Consider the following 17,176-nt stretch of genomic DNA (forward strand, 5'->3'; position numbering starts at 1 on the left):
TGTCGGCCCCGACACGCCGCCGCACGGGCGCGACACGCCGCGCCCGTCCTGAGTTGTGAACAGAGCAACAGGTGCGGCTGCACGGCATCCGCACAGCTGATCGCGCGGCCGAGGGCGTATCCTCCCGTGTGCCGTCGTGCAGGTCGACGGCGAGGAGGACAGCACCATCACCGAGACGACGCCCATCACCATCACCACCTTCACCGACGGATCGGCGGGTTCCGGATCACCGGACCCGCAGCCCGCGAATACCCCGACTCCGGATGACCGGCACGCGGCCCCCGCAGTCCGGTCCCACCTCCTCGACAACGTCGTGTGGCACGCGCTCACCGGTCCGCAGAGCGCGTTCGCGACGACCGACAGCGGCCGCGCCCGACGATTCACAGCCGATGTGACGCCGATGGCGGGAGTCGATGACCCCACGGATCCGGCGGCATGGGCGGAACTTGCTGCGCTCCTCGGCGACGAGGCGACGATCATCGCGTTCGAACCCGGATCGCCGATGCCGGAGGGCTGGGAATCGCTCGAACGGTTCACCGGACTGCAGCTGACGGACGATGAGTTCGCCGCGGAGTCGGTCTCTGGATCGGTGTCGACTCCGGTCGTGGCCGAGACAGCCGAGCTCTTCGCCCCCTTCCCCATCGTCCGCCTCGGCGTCGACGACGTGCCGCGCATCCTGGACCTCATCGACCGCGCCAAGCCGGGGCCGTTCCTCCCGCGCACGATCGAGATCGGCGCCTATTTCGGGATCTTCGACGGCGAGGTCCTCGTCGCGATGGCCGGCGAACGCCTCCGCGCGCCCGGCTGGGTCGAGGTCAGCGCCGTGTGCACCGACGCCGACTACCGCGGACGCGGATTCGCGGCGCGCCTCGTGACGGCGGTCGTCGAACACGTCCATGCGAGTGGCGACCGTGCGTTCCTGCACGTCGTCGAGGGCAACCCGGCCAGGAAGGTCTACGAACGGCTCGGGTTCCGCGTGCGCAACACGAGCGACGTGCATCTGATCCGGCCGCTCCGCGCCGCAGTTGCCGGTGACCACGCCGGCTCCCACCGATGAGCGCAGCTGCGGGCGGTCGCATCCGTTCGATGACGGAGGTCGCGCCCGGCGTGCACTTCGTCGAGGGCCCTGCGTCGAACTGGACCGTGCTCGTCGGGCACTCCGGCGGCACTGGCGATACTGCGAGCAGGGCCGCGAGCACGGCCGCAGGCGCTCCCGCGTCCTCGACGGACGACACCGCATCCGCACCGCGCGTCGTCCTCATCGACGCCGGGTACCCGAAGGACCTGCCACTCGTCGAGGAGTCGATCCGTCGCGCCGGCGGGAAGGTCGACGACCTCATCGCCATCCTCATCACCCACGGCCACAGCGACCACATCGGCACCGTCGCACCGCTCGCCCGCCGCACGGGCGCGCACGTCTACGGCCATCCCTACGAGCACGGCAACATCACGAGGGCCGAGCTACACCAGATCGGCATCGGCGACATCCTCCCGCTGCTCTGGAAGCCGCGCATCGCCCGATGGGTGACGCACGCGATCGGGGCCGGCGGGTTGTCCGATGTCGGTGTCGAACGTGTGCAGGGGATGCCGGAGTCGGCAGGCGGCGTCGTTGCCGGGAACCGCGCGGTCCGATGGCCGGCCGCGCACCTCGCCGGCCACCACATCGTCCAGATCCCGTCGGCAGGTCACACGCCGGGCCACAGCGGCTACTGGCTGCCGGAGCACGGCGTGCTCGTCGTGGGCGACGCGATCGTGTCCGCGCACCCGACCACGACGGTGACCGGCCCGCAGCTCCTGCCGGCGATCTGGCACACCGACCCGCTCGAGGCGATCCGCGCCATCGACACGTTCATCGACATCGATGCGACCGTCGTCCTGCCCGGCCACGGCCCGCTCCTGCGGTCGTCCCCCGCCGACGTGGTGCGGCGCGCGACAGACACGCTCCACGCCGCGGACCCCGATCGGGCCCGCTGAATCGCCCCGTCGTTGCACCGTTTCAACGCGCTCGGAAAACTCTCAGTAAAAATAACGGTTCGGTAACTAGCGCTCGTTACCGATCCGTTATACAGTTCAAGAACGTTAGTTGTTTTGCTGTGGCAACTGACGGAATGTGATTGCAGGACACTCTTGGTGCAAGGGAAACGAGAGCCGGTCGGGAGCCTCTTCGACCGGCTCTCATCCGTTAACGGGCACATCCCCAGGAGGTTCTCCACGGCTTCCGGGTCAACCCGCTGCCAGATGTCGTCCGTCCGGACTAGATTCGGGGTGCGGAGCGTTGTGCTCCTGCAGGGAGGCATCATGGACGAGAGACGGCTGGCGGTCACCGCTTGGGAAGCGCTGTTCCGCGCCCAGGTGGACGTCATGCGCCATCTGTCGCACGACTTCCCGAGCCACGGCATCTCCCTCAACGAGTACGACGTCCTGCTCACGATGTCGCGGGAACCGGACCGCCGCGTCCGACTCCGCGACCTCAACACGCAGGTCCTCCTGTCACAGCCGAGCATCAGCCGCCTCGTCGACCGCCTGGTCGCGCGCGGACTCGTCGGCAAGTGTCCCGACCCGGACGACGGCCGCGGCACCTTCGTGCGGATGACCGATGCGGGGTACGACGTGTTCCGCAAGGTCGCGCTCGAACACGGCGCGGCCATCGCCGAACGGGTCACGACATCGCTCAACCCCGATGAGATGAGCGCACTCGCCGCGCTCAGCAACAAGCTCCGCGGCAGCTGAGCCGCACCTCCCGACGGTCACTCAGCATCACCCCGGTCGCTGAGCCTGTCGGAGCGCACCCTCATCGCGCATAACTCCTTCGATCCGGACCACGTCCGAGCGACGACCCGCGGGTTTCCGGGGACGCTGAGGTTTGCAGCGATCGGATCGAAGGAGTTGCGCTCGATCTGCGCGCGCCGTGGGTCGGGCGGATTGGACTCCACAGCCATGTCCGATTTCCGCTGGCAGGAGCCTCGGAGGGGTGCGAGACTCGAAGCATGGACTTCGACGAACGGTATCGCGCCATCCAGGCGAAGGACACCCGATTCGACGGGCAGTTCATCACCGCAGTGCGCACGACGGGCATCTACTGCCGCCCGTCCTGCCCGGCACGCACGCCGCATCCGCAGAACGTGACCTTCTACGCGACGAGCGCCGCCGCCCACGAAGCCGGCTACCGAGCATGCAAGCGTTGCCTCCCGGAAGCCGTCCCCGGAACGCCGGACTGGAACCTCCGGAACGACCTCGCCGCCCGCGCGATGCGACTCATCGCCGACGGGGTCGTCGAACGCGAAGGGGTCCCCGGACTCGCAGCCACGCTCGGCTACTCAAGCCGACACCTGACGCGCATCCTCACGCAGGAACTCGGCGCCGGTCCGCTCGCGCTCGCCCGTGCACATCGCGCCCACAACGCCCGCACGCTCCTCACGGGGACCGAACTGCCGTTCAGCGACATCGCGTTCGCCGCCGGTTTCTCCAGCATCCGCCAGTTCAACGAGACGATCAGCGAGGTCTTCGAACTGACGCCAGGCCAGTTGCGCTCGAAACATCGCGGCACCCCGGGAACGGAGCCGGGCACCATCCGGCTCACGCTCCCCTATCGCGAACCATTCAACGCGGCCGGCGTCTTCGGCTGGCTGGGTCCGCGCGCGGTCGAAGGCGTGGAATCAGCCGGGCCGGATCGCTACGCCCGGCTCCTCGCGCTCCCCGGCGGCGTCGCCTGGTTCGAGGTGCGGGAAGAGGCGGGCGCGCTGACGCTCACCGCGGAGGTGGCGGAACTCGCCGACCTCCCCGTCCTCGTCTCACGCGTCCGACGACTGTTCGACCTGGATGCGGATCCGCAGGCGATCGATGCTGCGCTGTCGGTCGATCCGCGGCTGGCGGCGTCGATCGAAGCGACACCGGGAATCCGACTGCCGGGTGCGGTCAGTGCGGAGGAGATGCTGTTCCGGGCGATCATCGGCCAGCAGATCACGGTCGCGGCGGCGCGGACGGCGCTCCGACGGTTGACGGAAGCCGTCGGGTCGACGGTCGAACCACGGCACGGGCTCAGCCGGTTGTTCCCGACCGCCACGCAGATCGCGGAGGGTGGGCGCGCTGCGCTCGTCGGACCGAAGGCTCGTATCGAGACGGTGATCGGCGTCGCCGAGGCACTCGCGTCGGGCGAACTGACGATCGGCTTCGGCGACGACCGCGCCGCACTCCGCGATCGTCTCCTCGCTCTCAAGGGCATCGGCCCGTGGACGACCGACTACGTGAGTATGCGCGTCCTCGGCAATCCCGATGCATTCCTCCCCGGCGATGTCGCGGTGCGGACGGGCGCGGGACGGCTCGGCTTCCCGAACGCGGCGGGTCCGCTCACCGTCGAGGCCGCGGCGTTCGCGCCATGGCGCTCCTACCTGTGCCTGCACCTGTGGAAGGCGGCGGCGCTCCCCGCGTCCGCGTTCCCGGCATCGGCTCCTCCATCCACCCCCGCCACCGCAACACGAGCGGTCCTCCAGACATCCGCCGACTTCGAGAAAGGTCCAGCAGCATGACCACCATCCACCAGACCATCAGCACCCCCGACGGCCCGTTCACGATCATCGCCCGCGAGGAGGACGGTGCCGTGCTCGCCTCCGGCTGGAGCGACGACGTGCAGGTGATGCTCGATCGCATCCGCCCGGCCGATCGTCTCGCTTCGTCCGTCCCCGGCGAGATCGCGGCGAGCGCGGCTGTCCACGCCTACTACGCGGGCGACCTGTCCGCGATCGACGACGTTCTCGTGGCTCAGTCCGGCGGCCCGTTCCGGACGCACGCCTGGTCCGTGCTGCGGACGGTGGAGGCCGGGCATCCCGTCACCTACACGGAGTTCGCTGCCGCGTCGGGTCGGCCTTCCGCTGTTCGGGCCGCGGCGAGCGCGTGCGCCACCAACGCCCCGGCGCTCTTCGTGCCGTGCCACCGGGTCCTGCGCACCGACGGCTCGCTCGGCGGTTTCGCCTGGGGCCTCGATGTGAAGCGCTCACTGCTCGCCCGCGAGGCCGCCCTCAGCGCCTGACGGGGCCCGTCTCCCATCTCCTGTTCCTCCCTCCTGCCCCTCCACCCGACCCCGGCGATTTTCACAATTCCGGAACAACTGTGACAGGAGTGACGACGGAAACGCTTACCGGCCCGAACAAGCGCTTTCCGGCCCAAAACTTCCGGAATTGTGCAACCCCGGGGGTGGGGTGGGCGGGACGCGTAGGGTGGAGGAATGCCCGACTCCCCAACGATCGTCTGGTTCCGTGAGGACCTCCGGCTGGCGGACAACCCCGCCCTCACCGCAGCGCTGGAGCTCGGCGCACCGATCATCTGCCTCTACGTCCTCGAAGAGGACACGAACGACCTCCGACCGCACGGCGGCGCATCACGCTGGTGGCTCCACGGCAGCCTCGAAGCCCTCGGCGCGGACATCCGCTCGATGGGCGGCACACTCCTCCTCCGGCGAGGCGATGCGGCGGCGATCATCGACGAGCTGGTCGAATCCAGCGGCGCGGGCGCGGTCCTCTGGAACCGTCGCTACGGCGGACCCGAACGAGAACTCGACGCACGCATCAAGGCGTCGCTCCGCGAACGCGGGCTCGACGCCCGCAGCTTCTCGGCGATGCTCCTCGCGGAACCGTGGGAGATCACGACCGGCCAGGGCAATCCGTACGCCGTGTTCACCCCGTTCTGGAACGCGTGCCTGACCGAGTTCGCACGCAACCCGCCACGACATCCGTTGGATGCGCCCGAGCGGATCGACGGACCGGCCGATGCTGCGCACCTCCACAGCGACAAACTCGCCGCGTGGCGCCTGCTCCCCACGAAACCGGACTGGGCCGGCGGCTTCCGCGACAGCTGGACCCCCGGTGAGGCCGGCGCGCACGAGCATCTCGCCGACTTCATCGACGGAGCGATCATCGGCTACGCGAACGATCGCGACGTGCCCGCCAAGCCCGCGACATCGCGTCTCTCACCGCACCTGCGCTTCGGCGAGATCAGCCCGAACCAGATCTGGTGGGCCGCCAAGGACGGGCGTCGACGGCTCGGCGATGACGGCGCCGTCTTCCTGAAGGAGGTCGGCTGGCGGGAGTTCGCCCACCACTGCCTCTACGCGTTCCCCGCGCTCGCCACCGAGAACTGGCGCTCCTCCTTCGACGCGTTCCCCTGGCCGGACCCCGACGAGGAGGCCTTCGAAGCCTGGACGATGGGCCGCACCGGCATCCCCCTCGTCGACGCCGGCATGCGCGAACTCTGGCACACCGGCACCATGCACAACCGCGTGCGCATGGTCGTCGCATCGTTCCTCACGAAGAACCTGCTCATCCACTGGCGCCGCGGCGAGGAGTGGTTCTGGGACACGCTCGTGGACGCGGATCCCGCATCGAACCCGTTCAACTGGCAATGGGTCGCGGGGAGCGGGGCCGATGCTGCGCCGTACTTCCGCATCTTCAACCCGGAACGACAGCGGGAGCGGTTCGATGCCGATGACACGTACATCAAGCGGTGGGTGCCGGAGTACGGGACCGATGCGTATCCGGAGCCACTCGTCGATCTGAGCGTGACGCGGCAGGCGGCGCTGGCGGCGTACAAACAGCTGTAGGGCCTGACCGCCTGACCCTGAGCCTGCCGACGGGCCGACCCCGGACCGGACGCTGAGCCTGTCGAAAGGCGCACCCTGCGGGACCTCACCCTTCGACAAGCTCAGGGACCGGGGACCGTATCCGACCGGTCCCTGAGCCTGTCGAAGGGCGTGCTACTCGGGATGCCCTTCGACAAGCTCAGGGACCGGGGAGGCTCAGGGCCCGAGGATGCTCAGGGACCGGGCAAGCCCGGTCAGCGGGGGCGGAAGAGGCCCTGTCGCTGGGCGGCGGCGATGGCGGACGACCGGTTCGTGACGTCGAGCTTCGTGTAGATGTGCGCGAGGTGCGACTTGATCGTCGTCTCGCTCACGTGCAGCCTGGCGGCGATCGCCTGGTTGGTGAGGCCTTCGGCGGCGTTCGCGAGCACCTCGATCTCGCGGGCGCTGAGCGCCGTCTGCGGAGCGCTCACGCGAGCGACGAGTCGGGTGGCGACCGCGGGTCCCAGCACGGAGCGACCGGCGACGGCGGACCGGATCGCGGCGATGAGATCATCCGGCGGCGAGTCCTTCAGCAGGTACCCCGCGGCGCCGGCCTCGATGGCGCCGAGGATGTCGGCATCGGAGTCGTAGTTCGTCAGGACGAGCACGCGCGGCGCATCGATCGCTCCGCTGATCGCGCGGGTCGCTTCGATGCCGGACATGCCGTCGCCGAAGCTGAGGTCCATCAGGACGAGATCCGCGCGCGACGGGACCGACTCGTCACCACCGGCCGAGGCACCAGCACCGGAAGTGGAGTCCGCCCCAGCACCGGCCCCCCGCAGCGCGAGCCCGACCGCCTCCTCGGCGGTGGACGCCTCGGCGACGACGTCGAAGTCCGGGACCGTCCCGAGCACGGCGCGGAGGCCGGCCCGGACGATGGGGTGGTCGTCGGCGATCACGATGCGGATGCGATCCTCGCCTCCAGCGATGTCGGCAGTTCCCGGCTGTTCGTGGCTCATGCGTCCTCCTCGAATCGTGCCGTCACGGTCGTCCCCGTGCCCGGTGCACTCCGCAGGTCGAGCGATCCGCCGAGTTCCTCGATCCGCTGGCGCATCGCGACCAACCCGAACGAACCGCCGGCCATCCGATCTCCCGCGCCGCCCACGATCGACGGTTCGAAGCCGATCCCGTCATCGTCCACGTCGAGGATGACTTCGGAGTCGAGGTAGCTGAGGGTGATGTCGGCTCGGGACGCCTCGGCGTGACGGATCGCGTTGGAAACGGCGCTCTGCGCGACGCGCAGCAGGCAGGTCTGCACGGACGTGCTGAGGTCGATCGGGTCGCCGGTCACGGTGAAGGAGACGACGGGGCCGCCCTGCGCGGTGGTCGTCGCGGCGAGGCGGGACAGCGCGTCGGCGATCGTGCTCCCGGCGAGGGCGGGCGGGCTGAGCTCGTCGATGAGGCCGCGCGTCTCCGTGAGGGCCGTCGCGGCGGCGGCCCGGGCGCTCCGCAGGTGGTCGGCGGAACGCGGCGGATCGATCTCGGCATCGCGTTCGGCCGCGTGGAGGAGGAGTTGGATGCTCGACAGCGCCTGCGCGACGGTGTCGTGGATGTCGCGCGCCAGTCGTTCCCGTTCGGCCAGTTTCCCGGCTTCGCGTTCCGTGGCGGCGAGCTGTTCGCGAGTCGCGACGAGTTCGACGATGAGCTGTTCACGCGCCTCCGCCTCCCGCGCGAGCGCCTGATAACCGAGGCCGATCGCCACCGCGACCGCCGCCCCGACGATGGGCCCGACGACCCCGCCGAGGCTGAACCCGGAGTGGGCGCCGATCGCGATGATGGCTGCGGCGGTCGATGCGAGGACGGCGACGACCGCGAGCCGCCAGCGCAGCAGGTGCAGGTAGAGGAAGAACAGCGGGAACACGAGGTAGGCGGCATCGAGGCTCACGAAGACGAGGGCGATCCACTCGATGCTGAGGACCGCGAGCCAGACGCCGATGATCAGCCGTGCGGGGCGTGCGGCAGGGGCGCTGGCAGCAGAGGCGGCAGCGGCGGCACCGACACCCGCTCCCACCACCTCCCCTCGCTCATCCGCCGACACCCGTCGCATCCGCGCCCGGGAACCGAACACGGCTCCGAGCAGGTACGTGCCGAGCATGACCGCGGTCAAGACGATCGAGACGACGGAGTACGGGCCGGGCACGAGGACCGCACGCACGACCACGACGAGGGCGAGCGCCGCGAAGAGGACGTGCAGCCCGGCGTTCAAGGCCGTGAAGACGGGGCTGAACGCGGAGTGGTCCGTCCGCGGCGAGCCCGCTCCGAGAGCCCCGGCGGGAACCGATTGCGTCATCCGCCCAGCGTACGGGGATCGACCCGGAATCGGATCGTCCGAAAGGTGGAAGGAACGCTCCATACTCCCGCCGCCGGAGAGCATCATCCCGGCCGATGCCGCGGGAGCGGCCGGAAGCGAGGCTGGAACAGTGCACCACCCGACCGGATCCGCCGGCCGGCCGACGGGTGCATCGAGGAGGTTCCATGTTCGTCGCCTGGCGTGACATGCGATTCGCGACCGGACGGTTCGTGCTGATCGGCGCGGTCGTCACACTCATCACCCTGCTCGTGGGGTTCCTCAGCGGGTTGACCGCGGGACTCGCGAATCAGAACATCTCGGCGGTGACGGGCCTCGGCGCGAACAGCATCGTCTTCTCCGCACCGGCCGACGGCGAGCAGGCGAGCTTCTCCGACTCCGTCGTGACGAAGGACATGGCGTCGGACTGGGCGGCCGTTCCCGGCGTCGATCGCGCTGAGCCCATCGGCATCACGCAGACACGGCTGGAAACGGACGACACCCGCACCTCGGTGTCGCTCTTCGGCGTCGAGCCGTCGTTCGGGGCCGATGCGCCGAGCGCCGACGGCGAGCTCCGTCTGAGCGCCGCCGCCGCCAAGGAGCTCAAGGTCACGACGGGTGACAGCGTGTCGGCCGGCGCGAAGCAGTTCACGGTCGAATCCGTGGGCGACGACGCCTGGTACAGCCACACACCCGTCGTGTGGATGACGGCCGCGGACTGGCGGACGATGGCCGCAGCGATGTCGGGAGCCGGCGCGGCTCCGACGACCGGAGCCGAGGCGGGAACGGCCGGAACGACGGCCTCCGCTGCATCCGGCGCTCCGTTCGCGACCGTCATCGCCGTCTTCGGCAACCCGACCGGCGCAGCGAGCGATGCCGCGGACGCGCAGGCGGGAACGGTCGCGAAGCCGATCATCCCGGCGCTCATGGCGATCGGTTCCTTCCGGTCCGAGATCGGCTCGCTCCTGCTCATGGTCGCGATGCTCTTCGGGATCTCGGCACTCGTCATCGGCGCGTTCTTCACGGTCTGGACGATCCAGCGCCGCGGCGACGTCGCGATCCTCAAAGCGCTCGGCGCGACCACGAAGCGACTCACGGCCGATGCACTCGGGCAGGCGTTCGTGCTCTTGCTCGTCGGCGTGGGTGTCGGGATCGGGCTCACCGCTCTGCTCGGCTCGCTCGCCGGAACCGCGCTGCCATTCGTCCTGAGCCCGCTCACGACGCTCGCGCCTGGGGTGGTCATGATCGTCCTCGGTCTGGCCGGCGCCGCGTTCGCGCTCCGCTCCATCCTCACGGCCGACCCGCTCACAGCGCTCGGCGGCAACCGATGAGCGCGCCCCGAGACGGCCGGTCACTGCACCCCACCCGGTCGCTGCATCCAACCGGGTCACTGCACCCGACCCGGTCACTGAGCCTGTCGAAGTGCCCCACCCACACCACGCCCACCACTCCAGGAGGCACCAGATGATCCAACTGACCGACGTCACCCTCACCTTCCCCGACGGCGACTCGACCGTTACCGCCGTCGACCACGTCAGCCTCACCGTCCCGCCCGGGACCGTCGCCGCGCTCACCGGCCCGTCCGGTTCAGGCAAGTCGAGCGTGCTCGCGGTCGCCGCATCGCTCATCCGTCCGGACAGTGGAACGGTCGAGGTCGCGGGCATCGATGTCACGGCACTCGACCGCGGGGCCGCCGCGGAGTTCCGTCGCACGACGCTCGGCATCGTCTTCCAGCAGTCGAACCTCATCCCGTCACTCACGGCGATCGAGCAACTCACCGTGATGAACGAGCTCGGCGGACGCGGCAGCCGTGGGCGCCGGGCCGCTGTTCGCTCGCGCGCGTTGGACCTGTTGGAGGAGGTCGGTCTGAGCGATCATGCGGGCAAGCGGCCGCATCAGCTGTCGGGTGGTCAGCGACAGCGGGTCAACGTGGCTCGGGCACTCATGGGCGGGCCGGCGGCGCTCGTCGTCGATGAGCCGACGAGCGCTCTCGATCACGAGCGCGGCTCGGCGATCATCGACCTCATCCTGCGATTGACCGAGGAGGCGCACACGTCCACGCTGCTCGTGACCCACGATCGTTCGCACCTGGATCGGATGGACCAGGTGCTCACGATGCGGGACGGCGCGCTCGTCGCTGCTCCTGAGGATGCGCTGCGTCTCGCGCCCACGCTGGCCGCACGCTAGGGGTTCCTGGCAGTTCGACCCCCCTCGACAGGCTCAGGGAGCGGATGCCCGGTCACTGAGCTTGTCGAAGTGCCCGCATCGCGCATAACTCCTTCAATTCGAGCACGGCCCGACCGCAGACCTCCGGAATCACGCGGATTTCGACCGGGCCCTGCTCCGAATTGAAGGAGTTGTGGTGGTGCGGGGACGGGGTGAGTCGGCGTTCAGAGGGTCGGAGGAGGTCGAGGGAGGTCGTAAGCCGTCAGCGTGTGAGCGGGTCCGCGAAGAACGCCTCCTCATGCGCCGACGACACCAGGAACGCCTGCCGCATCCGCTCGCGACCCGCATCGGTAGCCCGGACGGCGGCCTCACCCGCGATGTCGATCGCGCGCTGGTTCGAGATCGCGAACGCCGGGTCCGCATACGTGTCCAGCCACCCTGCGAACGGGTGCTCCGGATGCGACCGGCTCACGAGCCGTTCACCCAGGTCCTGGTAGATCCAGTAGCACGGCAGCAGTGCGGCGACGACGAGGCCGTAGTCGGTGCTCTCCGCCGCGGTGAGCAGGTGCGACAGATACGCGGCCGTCACAGGTGTCGGTGCAACGTGTATGCCGCTCTCGGCATGTTCGATCAGCCAGGTCCGATGCAGTTCCATCTCGGCGACGATCGAGCCGCTCGCGCCCTCGGCCCAGAAGGCCTGCTCCTCGGTGGTCGGCGCGAGCTGGCTCGCCCTCGCGAGCACGCGCGCGTACTCCCGCAGGTAGATCGCATCCTGAGCGAGGTAGTCGGCGAACGCGGTGCGGTCGAGTGTGCCGTCGGCGAGGGCGCTGATGAACGGGAGCTCGTCGATGCGCGTGCGCAGCGGTTCGATCTCCACCCACCAGGCGTCGGTGATCGATGCTGCGGCGACCGAGGCCGGATCGGCATCGACCGCCGTGTGGGCGGAGAGGGGTTCCACCGGTCGAGAACTCCCAGGCGCCGCTTCGAGAACCGTCACCGGAACGGTCACGGCGCCCGCAGCCATCGCGTCGGCCGCGTCCCACAGCTGGGCGAAGTGGTTGATGGGGCCGTTGCCGCCGCCGACCTCGAGCTCGTCCGCACGTTCGAGGCTGACGGTCAGCCATGCCTTCGCCTGCCGCAGCGCCTGCTCCCAGTCGCCGGTGCGAGCGACGAGCGTCGCCATCGCGCTCGAGAGCGAGCAGCCCGTGCCGTGCGTGTTCGACGTCTGCACTCGTGAACCGGCGACCTCGACGACCGTGCGCCCGTCACCGAGCGATCCCGATGCGTCGACGAGCGCGTCCGGACTCTCAGCACCCTCCAGGTGCCCGCCCTTCACGAGGACGACGACGGAGTTCCGGGCGGAGACCGCGAGCGCCTGGGCGATGGCTCCAGCCCAGTCGATTGCGACGGGCTCCCCCGCCAACACGGCCAATTCGGGCAGGTTCGGCGTCACCAGGTCGACGGACGGGAGGAGCGCGAGCACCGCGGCCTCCGCGTCGGCGCGCAACAGTCGATCCCCACTCGTCGCGACCATCACCGGGTCGAGGACGATCGGACCGAGCGCCGTGCCGCTGGATGCGTTCGCGGCGATCCAGGATCGGACCGTCTCCACGACGTCGATGCTGCCGAGCATCCCGATCTTCACGGCATCGATCACGACGTCGTCGCTCACCGCATCGAGCTGCGCGCGGAGGAACTCGGCGGGCGGCGTGTGGACGCTGCGGACGCCGTGCGTGTTCTGCGCGACGAGCGCCGTGACGACGGCCATGCCGTAGCCGCCGTTCGCCGCGATGCTCTTGAGGTCCGCTTGGATGCCGGCGCCGCCGCTCGGATCGGTGCCGGCGATGCTGAGGATGCGCGGGTGGGGGCCCTTCGACAGGCTCAGGGACCGGGAGTCGGAGTCAGCTGCATCGCCCTTCGACAAGCTCAGGGACCGAGGATCAGAGGCATCGCCCTTCGACAAGCTCAAGGACCGAGGATCAGAGGCATCGCCCTTCGACAAGCTCAGGGACCGGGGGGCGGAGTCAGCTGCATCGCCCTTCGACAGGCTCAAGGACCGGGAGTCGGGCAGGGAGCGGGGATCGCTCACGCGCGGGCCTCCGTCCACGCGGCGCGGAAGGCGGCGGCCGCTTGGTCGGGATCATCGGCGGCGCAGATCGCGGAGACGACCGCGAGTCCGGCGGCACCCGCCCGCCGGAGCGCAGCGGAGTCGTCGAGGGACACCCCGCCGATCGCCACGCACGGCAGCCCGGTCGATGCCGCGAGCGCCCGGAACCCGTCGACCCCGAGCGGTGCGGGGTGGTCGGGCTTCGTCGAGGTCGGACGGATGACGCCGACGCCGAGGTAGTCGACGGTGCCGGTCGGCAACGCCGCGACGGCCGCGAAATGCGCAGGCGTGTTGGCCGTGAGGCCGAGCATCGCATCCGCCCCGATGATCCGTCTCGTCTCGAGCACGGGCAGATCGCTCTGGCCGACGTGCACGCCGTCGACTCGCGCGCCGGCCGCGCGGGCGGCGAGGAACACGTCCACCCGATCGTCGACGAACAACAGCGCCCGCCCATCGATGACGGCGCTCGCCGCGACGGTCAGCTCGAACAGCTCGCGTGCCGTCCCGGATTTCTCACGCAGCTGGATCGCCGTCGCGCCGCCGTCGACCGCGCGCCCGATGACCTCGAGCACGCCCCGCGGGCCGCTGAGCTCGCGGTCGGTGACGAGGTAGGTCGACAACGCGTCCGCGTCGAGACGCCCGACACCGCGCGCCCCGCTCCTCGAGCCCTCCGAACCCCCGGTCCCTGAGCCTGTCGAAGGGCCCGCCACATCCGAACCCCCGGTCCCTGAGCCTGTCGAAGGGCTCCCCGCAGCATCCGCCGACGGCCCCACCCGCACCGCCTCCCCCGCGCTCACGCGATGACCGCCAGCCGCCGCACGGCATCGGCGTCGATGAGCGACAGCTGGTCGAGGAAGGCGACCGAGAAGCTCCCCGGCCCGCGCGATTCGGCCGCGGCGAGCTGGGCGGCGATCGTGTACGCGGCGGTCGCGGCGACAGTCGTCACGAGCCGGTCCTCGTCGAGGGACGCGAACCCGGCCATGACCGATCCGAGGGCGCAGCCGCCGCCGGTGACGGCGGTCAACCAGACGTGGCCGTTGCTCACGCGGACGGTGCGTGTGCCGTCGGTGATGACATCGGTCGGTCCGGAGATCGCCACGACGGATCCAGCCGTGCGGGCGAGCACGCTGGCGGCTTCGAGGGCGCTCTCGGCCGTGTCGGTCGCGTCGACGCCGCGGCCGCCTGCGCCGAGGCCTGCGAGCGCGATGATCTCCGACGCATTGCCGCGGATGATCGTCGGGCGCAGCGCGAGCAGTTCCGCGGCGAGCGCCGTGCGGACCGGAAGGGAGCCGATCGCGACGGGGTCGAGGACCCACGGCGTCCCCGCATCGGATGCGGCGGCAGCGGCCTCCAGCATCGCCTCGCGGGGTTCGGCGTGCGGTGTGCCGAGATTGACGAGCACCCCGGAGGCGATGCGGGCGAACGGCCCTGCCTCTCTCGGAATGTCGACCATCGCCGGCGCGGCGCCGAGTGCGAGCAGGATGTTCGCGGTGAAGTTCGTCACGACGGCGTTCGTGATCGACTGCACGAGAGGGGTGCGCGAACGCAGCTCATCGAGCAGCTCGGCCGAGCGTTGGGCGAGCGCCACCTGGTCGATGACGTCACCGCCGTCGACGGCCTGGGTGGACGGGTGGGCAGACTGCTGCGGTGTGCGAATGCTCATTCGCGACATCCCTTCGCTAGTACGAACTAGATCAGGTTCGACGGGTGTGTTCTCAGCCCGCTCGATTCGCGTCGGGCACCCCGTGTCACTCGCCACCACCCTAGCGCGCCGGTATCGTGATGCCGTGACCGATGACGTGAACCAGTCCGATCCGACCGCCGCTTCCGCACCGACCCCCGTGCCCTGGGGCGTCGGCGTGTGGACGCACGAACCCGCGGAGGCCCGAGAGGACGGCGACGAGCTGCTCGTGACGGCCGTCGAGGGAAGCGATGCCTGGCGGCACACCTCCTACGGGTTCGTCCACGATTCCGAGCACGCACTCCTCACCCCGCTCGCCGCCGACACCGCGGTCGAGGTGTCGTTCACGGCGGCGTTCTCCGCGCAGTTCGATCAGGCGGGCGTGTTCCTCCGCAGCGACGACGAGCACTGGATCAAGGCCGGGGTGGAGTTCGCCGACGGGCTGCCGCAGGTGGGCGCGGTCGTGACCGACGTCCGCTCGGACTGGTCCGTCGCCCCCGTCCCGTCATGGGCCGGCCGTCTGGTCACCGTGCGGGCGAGTCGCTCGGGCGACGCCGTGACGATCCGCGCCCGCGTCGATGAGGAGGCGTGGTCGCTCGTCCGCGTCGCTCCGTTCGCCGCGGACGCCCTTGTAGCCGCGGGCCCGTTCTGCTGCGCGCCGACCCGCCCCGGCCTCACCGTCCGCTTCCACTCCTGGCACGTCACTCCCGCCGACGCCGCCCTCCACGAGCCGGCTTAGCTGCCTAGCTGGACGAGCCAGCGCGGTCGCTTCGGCCGTGCACCGGTCTGGCGTTCGCCGGCGGTTCTCCGACCTCGTCGACGGTGTGGGTGCCGCAGGCCGTCGTCGTGATGCTGGCCCGCTCGATGCGCGACACGGTGAACCAGCGCATCGCATCACGCAGACGGCACCACCCCACCAGGTACCACCGGCCGTTCGTGGAGGCGAACAGCACGGGTTCGACGTCGCGCACCGTCGTCGTTCCGTCTCCAGCCGTGTAGCGGAGGCGGATGACTCGCTGCTCGGACATCGCCTCCTCGAGCGCCGATCTGATCGCGCGGGACGACGAGCGGGGCGCGTCGACCCAGACCCGGCCGGCGAGCTCGTCGGCTCGTGCTCGCGTCGCGGGATCGAGGACGTCCAGGATCTTCCGCACACCGGCCGCAGCCAGATCGGAGTACGGTGCGTCGGGCGCGGCGGACACGGCCGCCATGAGCGCTACGGCTTGAGCCGGCGACAGGCTGACGGGCGGCAGGGTCGCCCCTTCGGCCAATCCGTAACCACCGCCCGGACCGGGGCGTGACCAGAGCGGTGCGCCGCTGTTCGCGAGCGCGGCGAGGTCTCGCTTGACGGTGCGCACCGAGACGTCGAATTCCCTTGCCAGCCGCTCGGCAGAGGATCCCCGCGATCCGCTGCGTCGCAGCATCTCGGAGAGGGCGTGGAGTCGTTCGCTTCGCTTCACGGTGCAACTCGCAGCACATTCATGACAGAAATAGTGACATACACCTGCGCTCGACGCCGAGGAGAGTGGAGACATGACCCCTACGACGAACGCTCCGACCACCATCCTCATCCCCGGCCACTGGCTGGGCGCCTGGGCCTGGGCGGAGGTCCTCGATCATCTGGAGACGGGCCACTCCCGGACCGTTGCGATGACACTGCCCGGCCTGGACGCTGACGACCCCGACCGCGCCACCGCGACGCTCGACGATCAGGCCGCCGCGATCCTCGACCTCATGGCCAGCCTCGGTGTCTCCGAGCAACGACCCACGACGCTCGTCGCTCACAGTGGCGCGAACAGCCCCGTCAGCCTCGTCCTCGACCGCCACCCCGAGCTCGTCCAGCGGGTCGTGTGGGTCGACTCCGGCCCCGTCGCTGCGGGAAGCGTCTTCGCCCCAGACCTCCCGGAGTCAGTGCAAGAGCTGCAGCTGCCGCCCTTCGACGTCCTCGGCCAGCAGGCGAGCCTCGACGGTCTGAGCGAGGAAGCCCTCGAGCGCTTCCGGGCCCGCGCCGTCCCGGAGCCCGGCCCCGTGCTCCGTCAGCCCGTCGAACTCACGAACGATGCCAGGCGCACGGTCCCGACCACCCTGGTGTGCTGCTCGGTCCCGAGCGCGCAGGTGCTGGAGCTGGCCAGGGCGGGTCACGCCATGTTCGCCGAGGTCGCGAGCCTCGAGCATCTCGATGTCATCGACCTCCCGACGGGTCACTGGCCCATGTGGAGCCGTCCCCGCGACCTCGCCGAGGCCATCCAGTCGGCGGCGCCAAGGACCAGCTGAGCGTTGTCGAACTCAACTTCGCGACCTTCAAGCAATGGCAAGGCATCGCCA

The 17,176-nt window shown here is 70.1% G+C and carries 16 protein-coding genes and 1 riboswitch; of the genes, 10 read left to right on the forward strand and 6 right to left on the reverse strand.

The genetic code is table 11. The features are described from left to right. Positions 1 to 136: 136 nt before the first annotated feature. The 6 genes from ACQ3HB_RS00400 (at position 137) to ACQ3HB_RS00425 (ending at position 6,592) form a co-directional block, all read left to right on the forward strand. Positions 137 to 1,057 (forward strand): GNAT family N-acetyltransferase, encoded by a 921-nt coding sequence (locus ACQ3HB_RS00400; RefSeq protein ID WP_430916724.1) that lies wholly within the window; start codon positions 137 to 139, stop codon positions 1,055 to 1,057. Then, positions 1,054 to 1,974 carry an MBL fold metallo-hydrolase gene (locus tag ACQ3HB_RS00405; protein WP_430916725.1) on the forward strand — a complete coding sequence of 307 codons (921 nt, stop codon included), beginning with the start codon at positions 1,054 to 1,056 and terminating at the stop codon, positions 1,972 to 1,974. Before ACQ3HB_RS00400 ends, ACQ3HB_RS00405 begins: the two co-directional genes overlap by 4 nt. Before the next feature lie 324 nt (positions 1,975 to 2,298). Continuing rightward, the gene (locus tag ACQ3HB_RS00410) at positions 2,299 to 2,730 is read left to right on the forward strand and encodes a MarR family winged helix-turn-helix transcriptional regulator (protein WP_430916726.1); all 432 of its coding nucleotides are present in this window, start codon (positions 2,299 to 2,301) and stop codon (positions 2,728 to 2,730) included. A gap of 257 nt (positions 2,731 to 2,987) precedes the next feature. Then, on the forward strand, positions 2,988 to 4,526 hold the full coding sequence (locus ACQ3HB_RS00415; RefSeq protein ID WP_430916728.1) for an AlkA N-terminal domain-containing protein: 1,539 nt from the start codon (positions 2,988 to 2,990) through the stop codon (positions 4,524 to 4,526). Then, positions 4,523 to 5,026, forward strand: coding sequence for a methylated-DNA--[protein]-cysteine S-methyltransferase (locus tag ACQ3HB_RS00420; RefSeq protein WP_430916730.1), 504 nt, complete (start codon positions 4,523 to 4,525; stop codon positions 5,024 to 5,026). Before ACQ3HB_RS00415 ends, ACQ3HB_RS00420 begins: the two co-directional genes overlap by 4 nt. A gap of 195 nt (positions 5,027 to 5,221) precedes the next feature. Beyond that, complete coding sequence (locus ACQ3HB_RS00425) at positions 5,222 to 6,592, forward strand: cryptochrome/photolyase family protein (protein WP_430916732.1); 1,371 nt, start codon at positions 5,222 to 5,224, stop codon at positions 6,590 to 6,592. Positions 6,593 to 6,825: 233 nt separating this feature from the next. On the opposite strand, the gene ACQ3HB_RS00430 is transcribed toward ACQ3HB_RS00425, so the two are convergent. Beyond that, on the reverse strand, positions 6,826 to 7,569 hold the full coding sequence (locus tag ACQ3HB_RS00430) for a LuxR C-terminal-related transcriptional regulator (protein ID WP_430916734.1): 744 nt from the start codon (positions 7,567 to 7,569) through the stop codon (positions 6,826 to 6,828). After that, positions 7,566 to 8,900 (reverse strand): sensor histidine kinase, encoded by a 1,335-nt coding sequence (locus ACQ3HB_RS00435; protein ID WP_430916736.1) that lies wholly within the window; start codon positions 8,898 to 8,900, stop codon positions 7,566 to 7,568. The genes ACQ3HB_RS00430 and ACQ3HB_RS00435 overlap by 4 nt, the downstream gene beginning before the upstream one ends. 185 nt (positions 8,901 to 9,085) lie before the next feature. Here ACQ3HB_RS00435 and ACQ3HB_RS00440 point away from each other — a divergent pair, with 185 nt between their 5' ends. Beyond that, complete coding sequence (locus tag ACQ3HB_RS00440) at positions 9,086 to 10,228, forward strand: ABC transporter permease (RefSeq protein WP_430916738.1); 1,143 nt, start codon at positions 9,086 to 9,088, stop codon at positions 10,226 to 10,228. A 133-nt stretch (positions 10,229 to 10,361) separates the two neighbouring features. Next, a complete protein-coding gene (locus ACQ3HB_RS00445) occupies positions 10,362 to 11,084 on the forward strand; it encodes an ABC transporter ATP-binding protein (protein ID WP_430916740.1) in 723 nt (240 codons plus the stop codon). A gap of 241 nt (positions 11,085 to 11,325) precedes the next feature. Here ACQ3HB_RS00445 and ACQ3HB_RS00450 read toward each other — a convergent pair whose 3' ends face one another. The 3 genes from ACQ3HB_RS00450 to thiM form a co-directional block, all read right to left on the reverse strand. Beyond that, a complete protein-coding gene (locus ACQ3HB_RS00450; RefSeq protein ID WP_430916742.1) occupies positions 11,326 to 13,032 on the reverse strand; it encodes a bifunctional hydroxymethylpyrimidine kinase/phosphomethylpyrimidine kinase in 1,707 nt (568 codons plus the stop codon). A 116-nt stretch (positions 13,033 to 13,148) separates the two neighbouring features. Continuing rightward, positions 13,149 to 13,790: a thiamine phosphate synthase gene (gene thiE / locus ACQ3HB_RS00455; protein WP_430916744.1), complete on the reverse strand. Its 642-nt coding sequence runs from the start codon at positions 13,788 to 13,790 to the stop codon at positions 13,149 to 13,151. A gap of 173 nt (positions 13,791 to 13,963) precedes the next feature. Then, positions 13,964 to 14,842: a hydroxyethylthiazole kinase gene (gene thiM / locus ACQ3HB_RS00460; RefSeq protein WP_430916746.1), complete on the reverse strand. Its 879-nt coding sequence runs from the start codon at positions 14,840 to 14,842 to the stop codon at positions 13,964 to 13,966. Further along, positions 14,825 to 14,926: riboswitch (TPP riboswitch) on the reverse strand. It overlaps the preceding gene by 18 nt. 31 nt (positions 14,927 to 14,957) lie before the next feature. On the opposite strand from thiM, the gene ACQ3HB_RS00465 reads away from it, so the two are divergent. Further along, positions 14,958 to 15,590, forward strand: a complete 633-nt coding sequence (locus ACQ3HB_RS00465) for a DUF1349 domain-containing protein (protein ID WP_430916748.1) — start codon at positions 14,958 to 14,960, stop codon at positions 15,588 to 15,590. 4 nt (positions 15,591 to 15,594) lie between these two features. Here the strand turns inward: ACQ3HB_RS00465 and ACQ3HB_RS00470 are convergent, their stop codons facing one another. Then, positions 15,595 to 16,311, reverse strand: coding sequence for a helix-turn-helix transcriptional regulator (locus ACQ3HB_RS00470; protein WP_430916750.1), 717 nt, complete (start codon positions 16,309 to 16,311; stop codon positions 15,595 to 15,597). A 73-nt stretch (positions 16,312 to 16,384) separates the two neighbouring features. Between ACQ3HB_RS00470 and ACQ3HB_RS00475 the strand changes: the two genes are divergently transcribed. After that, the gene (locus ACQ3HB_RS00475; protein WP_430916752.1) at positions 16,385 to 17,125 is read left to right on the forward strand and encodes an alpha/beta fold hydrolase; all 741 of its coding nucleotides are present in this window, start codon (positions 16,385 to 16,387) and stop codon (positions 17,123 to 17,125) included. Positions 17,126 to 17,176: the final 51 nt, after the last annotated feature.

Source organism: Plantibacter lichenum, from assembly GCF_050587525.1.
Classification (GTDB): domain Bacteria; phylum Actinomycetota; class Actinomycetes; order Actinomycetales; family Microbacteriaceae; genus Plantibacter.

Bases quoted from the DNA above. Each gene is read 5' to 3' on its own strand.
- ACQ3HB_RS00405 (WP_430916725.1), top strand. From the start codon at position 1,054: ATGAGCGCAGCTGCGGGCGGTCGCATCCGTTCGATGACGGAGGTCGCG.
- ACQ3HB_RS00420 (WP_430916730.1), top strand. From the start codon at position 4,523: ATGACCACCATCCACCAGACCATCAGCACCCCCGACGGCCCGTTCACG.
- ACQ3HB_RS00440 (WP_430916738.1), top strand. From the start codon at position 9,086: ATGTTCGTCGCCTGGCGTGACATGCGATTCGCGACCGGACGGTTCGTG.
- ACQ3HB_RS00430 (WP_430916734.1), bottom strand. From the start codon at position 7,569: ATGAGCCACGAACAGCCGGGAACTGCCGACATCGCTGGAGGCGAGGAT.
- thiM (WP_430916746.1), bottom strand. From the start codon at position 14,842: ATGTCGCGAATGAGCATTCGCACACCGCAGCAGTCTGCCCACCCGTCC.
- ACQ3HB_RS00410 (WP_430916726.1), top strand. From the start codon at position 2,299: ATGGACGAGAGACGGCTGGCGGTCACCGCTTGGGAAGCGCTGTTCCGC.
- ACQ3HB_RS00435 (WP_430916736.1), bottom strand. From the start codon at position 8,900: ATGACGCAATCGGTTCCCGCCGGGGCTCTCGGAGCGGGCTCGCCGCGG.
- ACQ3HB_RS00475 (WP_430916752.1), top strand. From the start codon at position 16,385: ATGACCCCTACGACGAACGCTCCGACCACCATCCTCATCCCCGGCCAC.
- ACQ3HB_RS00445 (WP_430916740.1), top strand. From the start codon at position 10,362: ATGATCCAACTGACCGACGTCACCCTCACCTTCCCCGACGGCGACTCG.
- ACQ3HB_RS00415 (WP_430916728.1), top strand. From the start codon at position 2,988: ATGGACTTCGACGAACGGTATCGCGCCATCCAGGCGAAGGACACCCGA.
- ACQ3HB_RS00425 (WP_430916732.1), top strand. From the start codon at position 5,222: ATGCCCGACTCCCCAACGATCGTCTGGTTCCGTGAGGACCTCCGGCTG.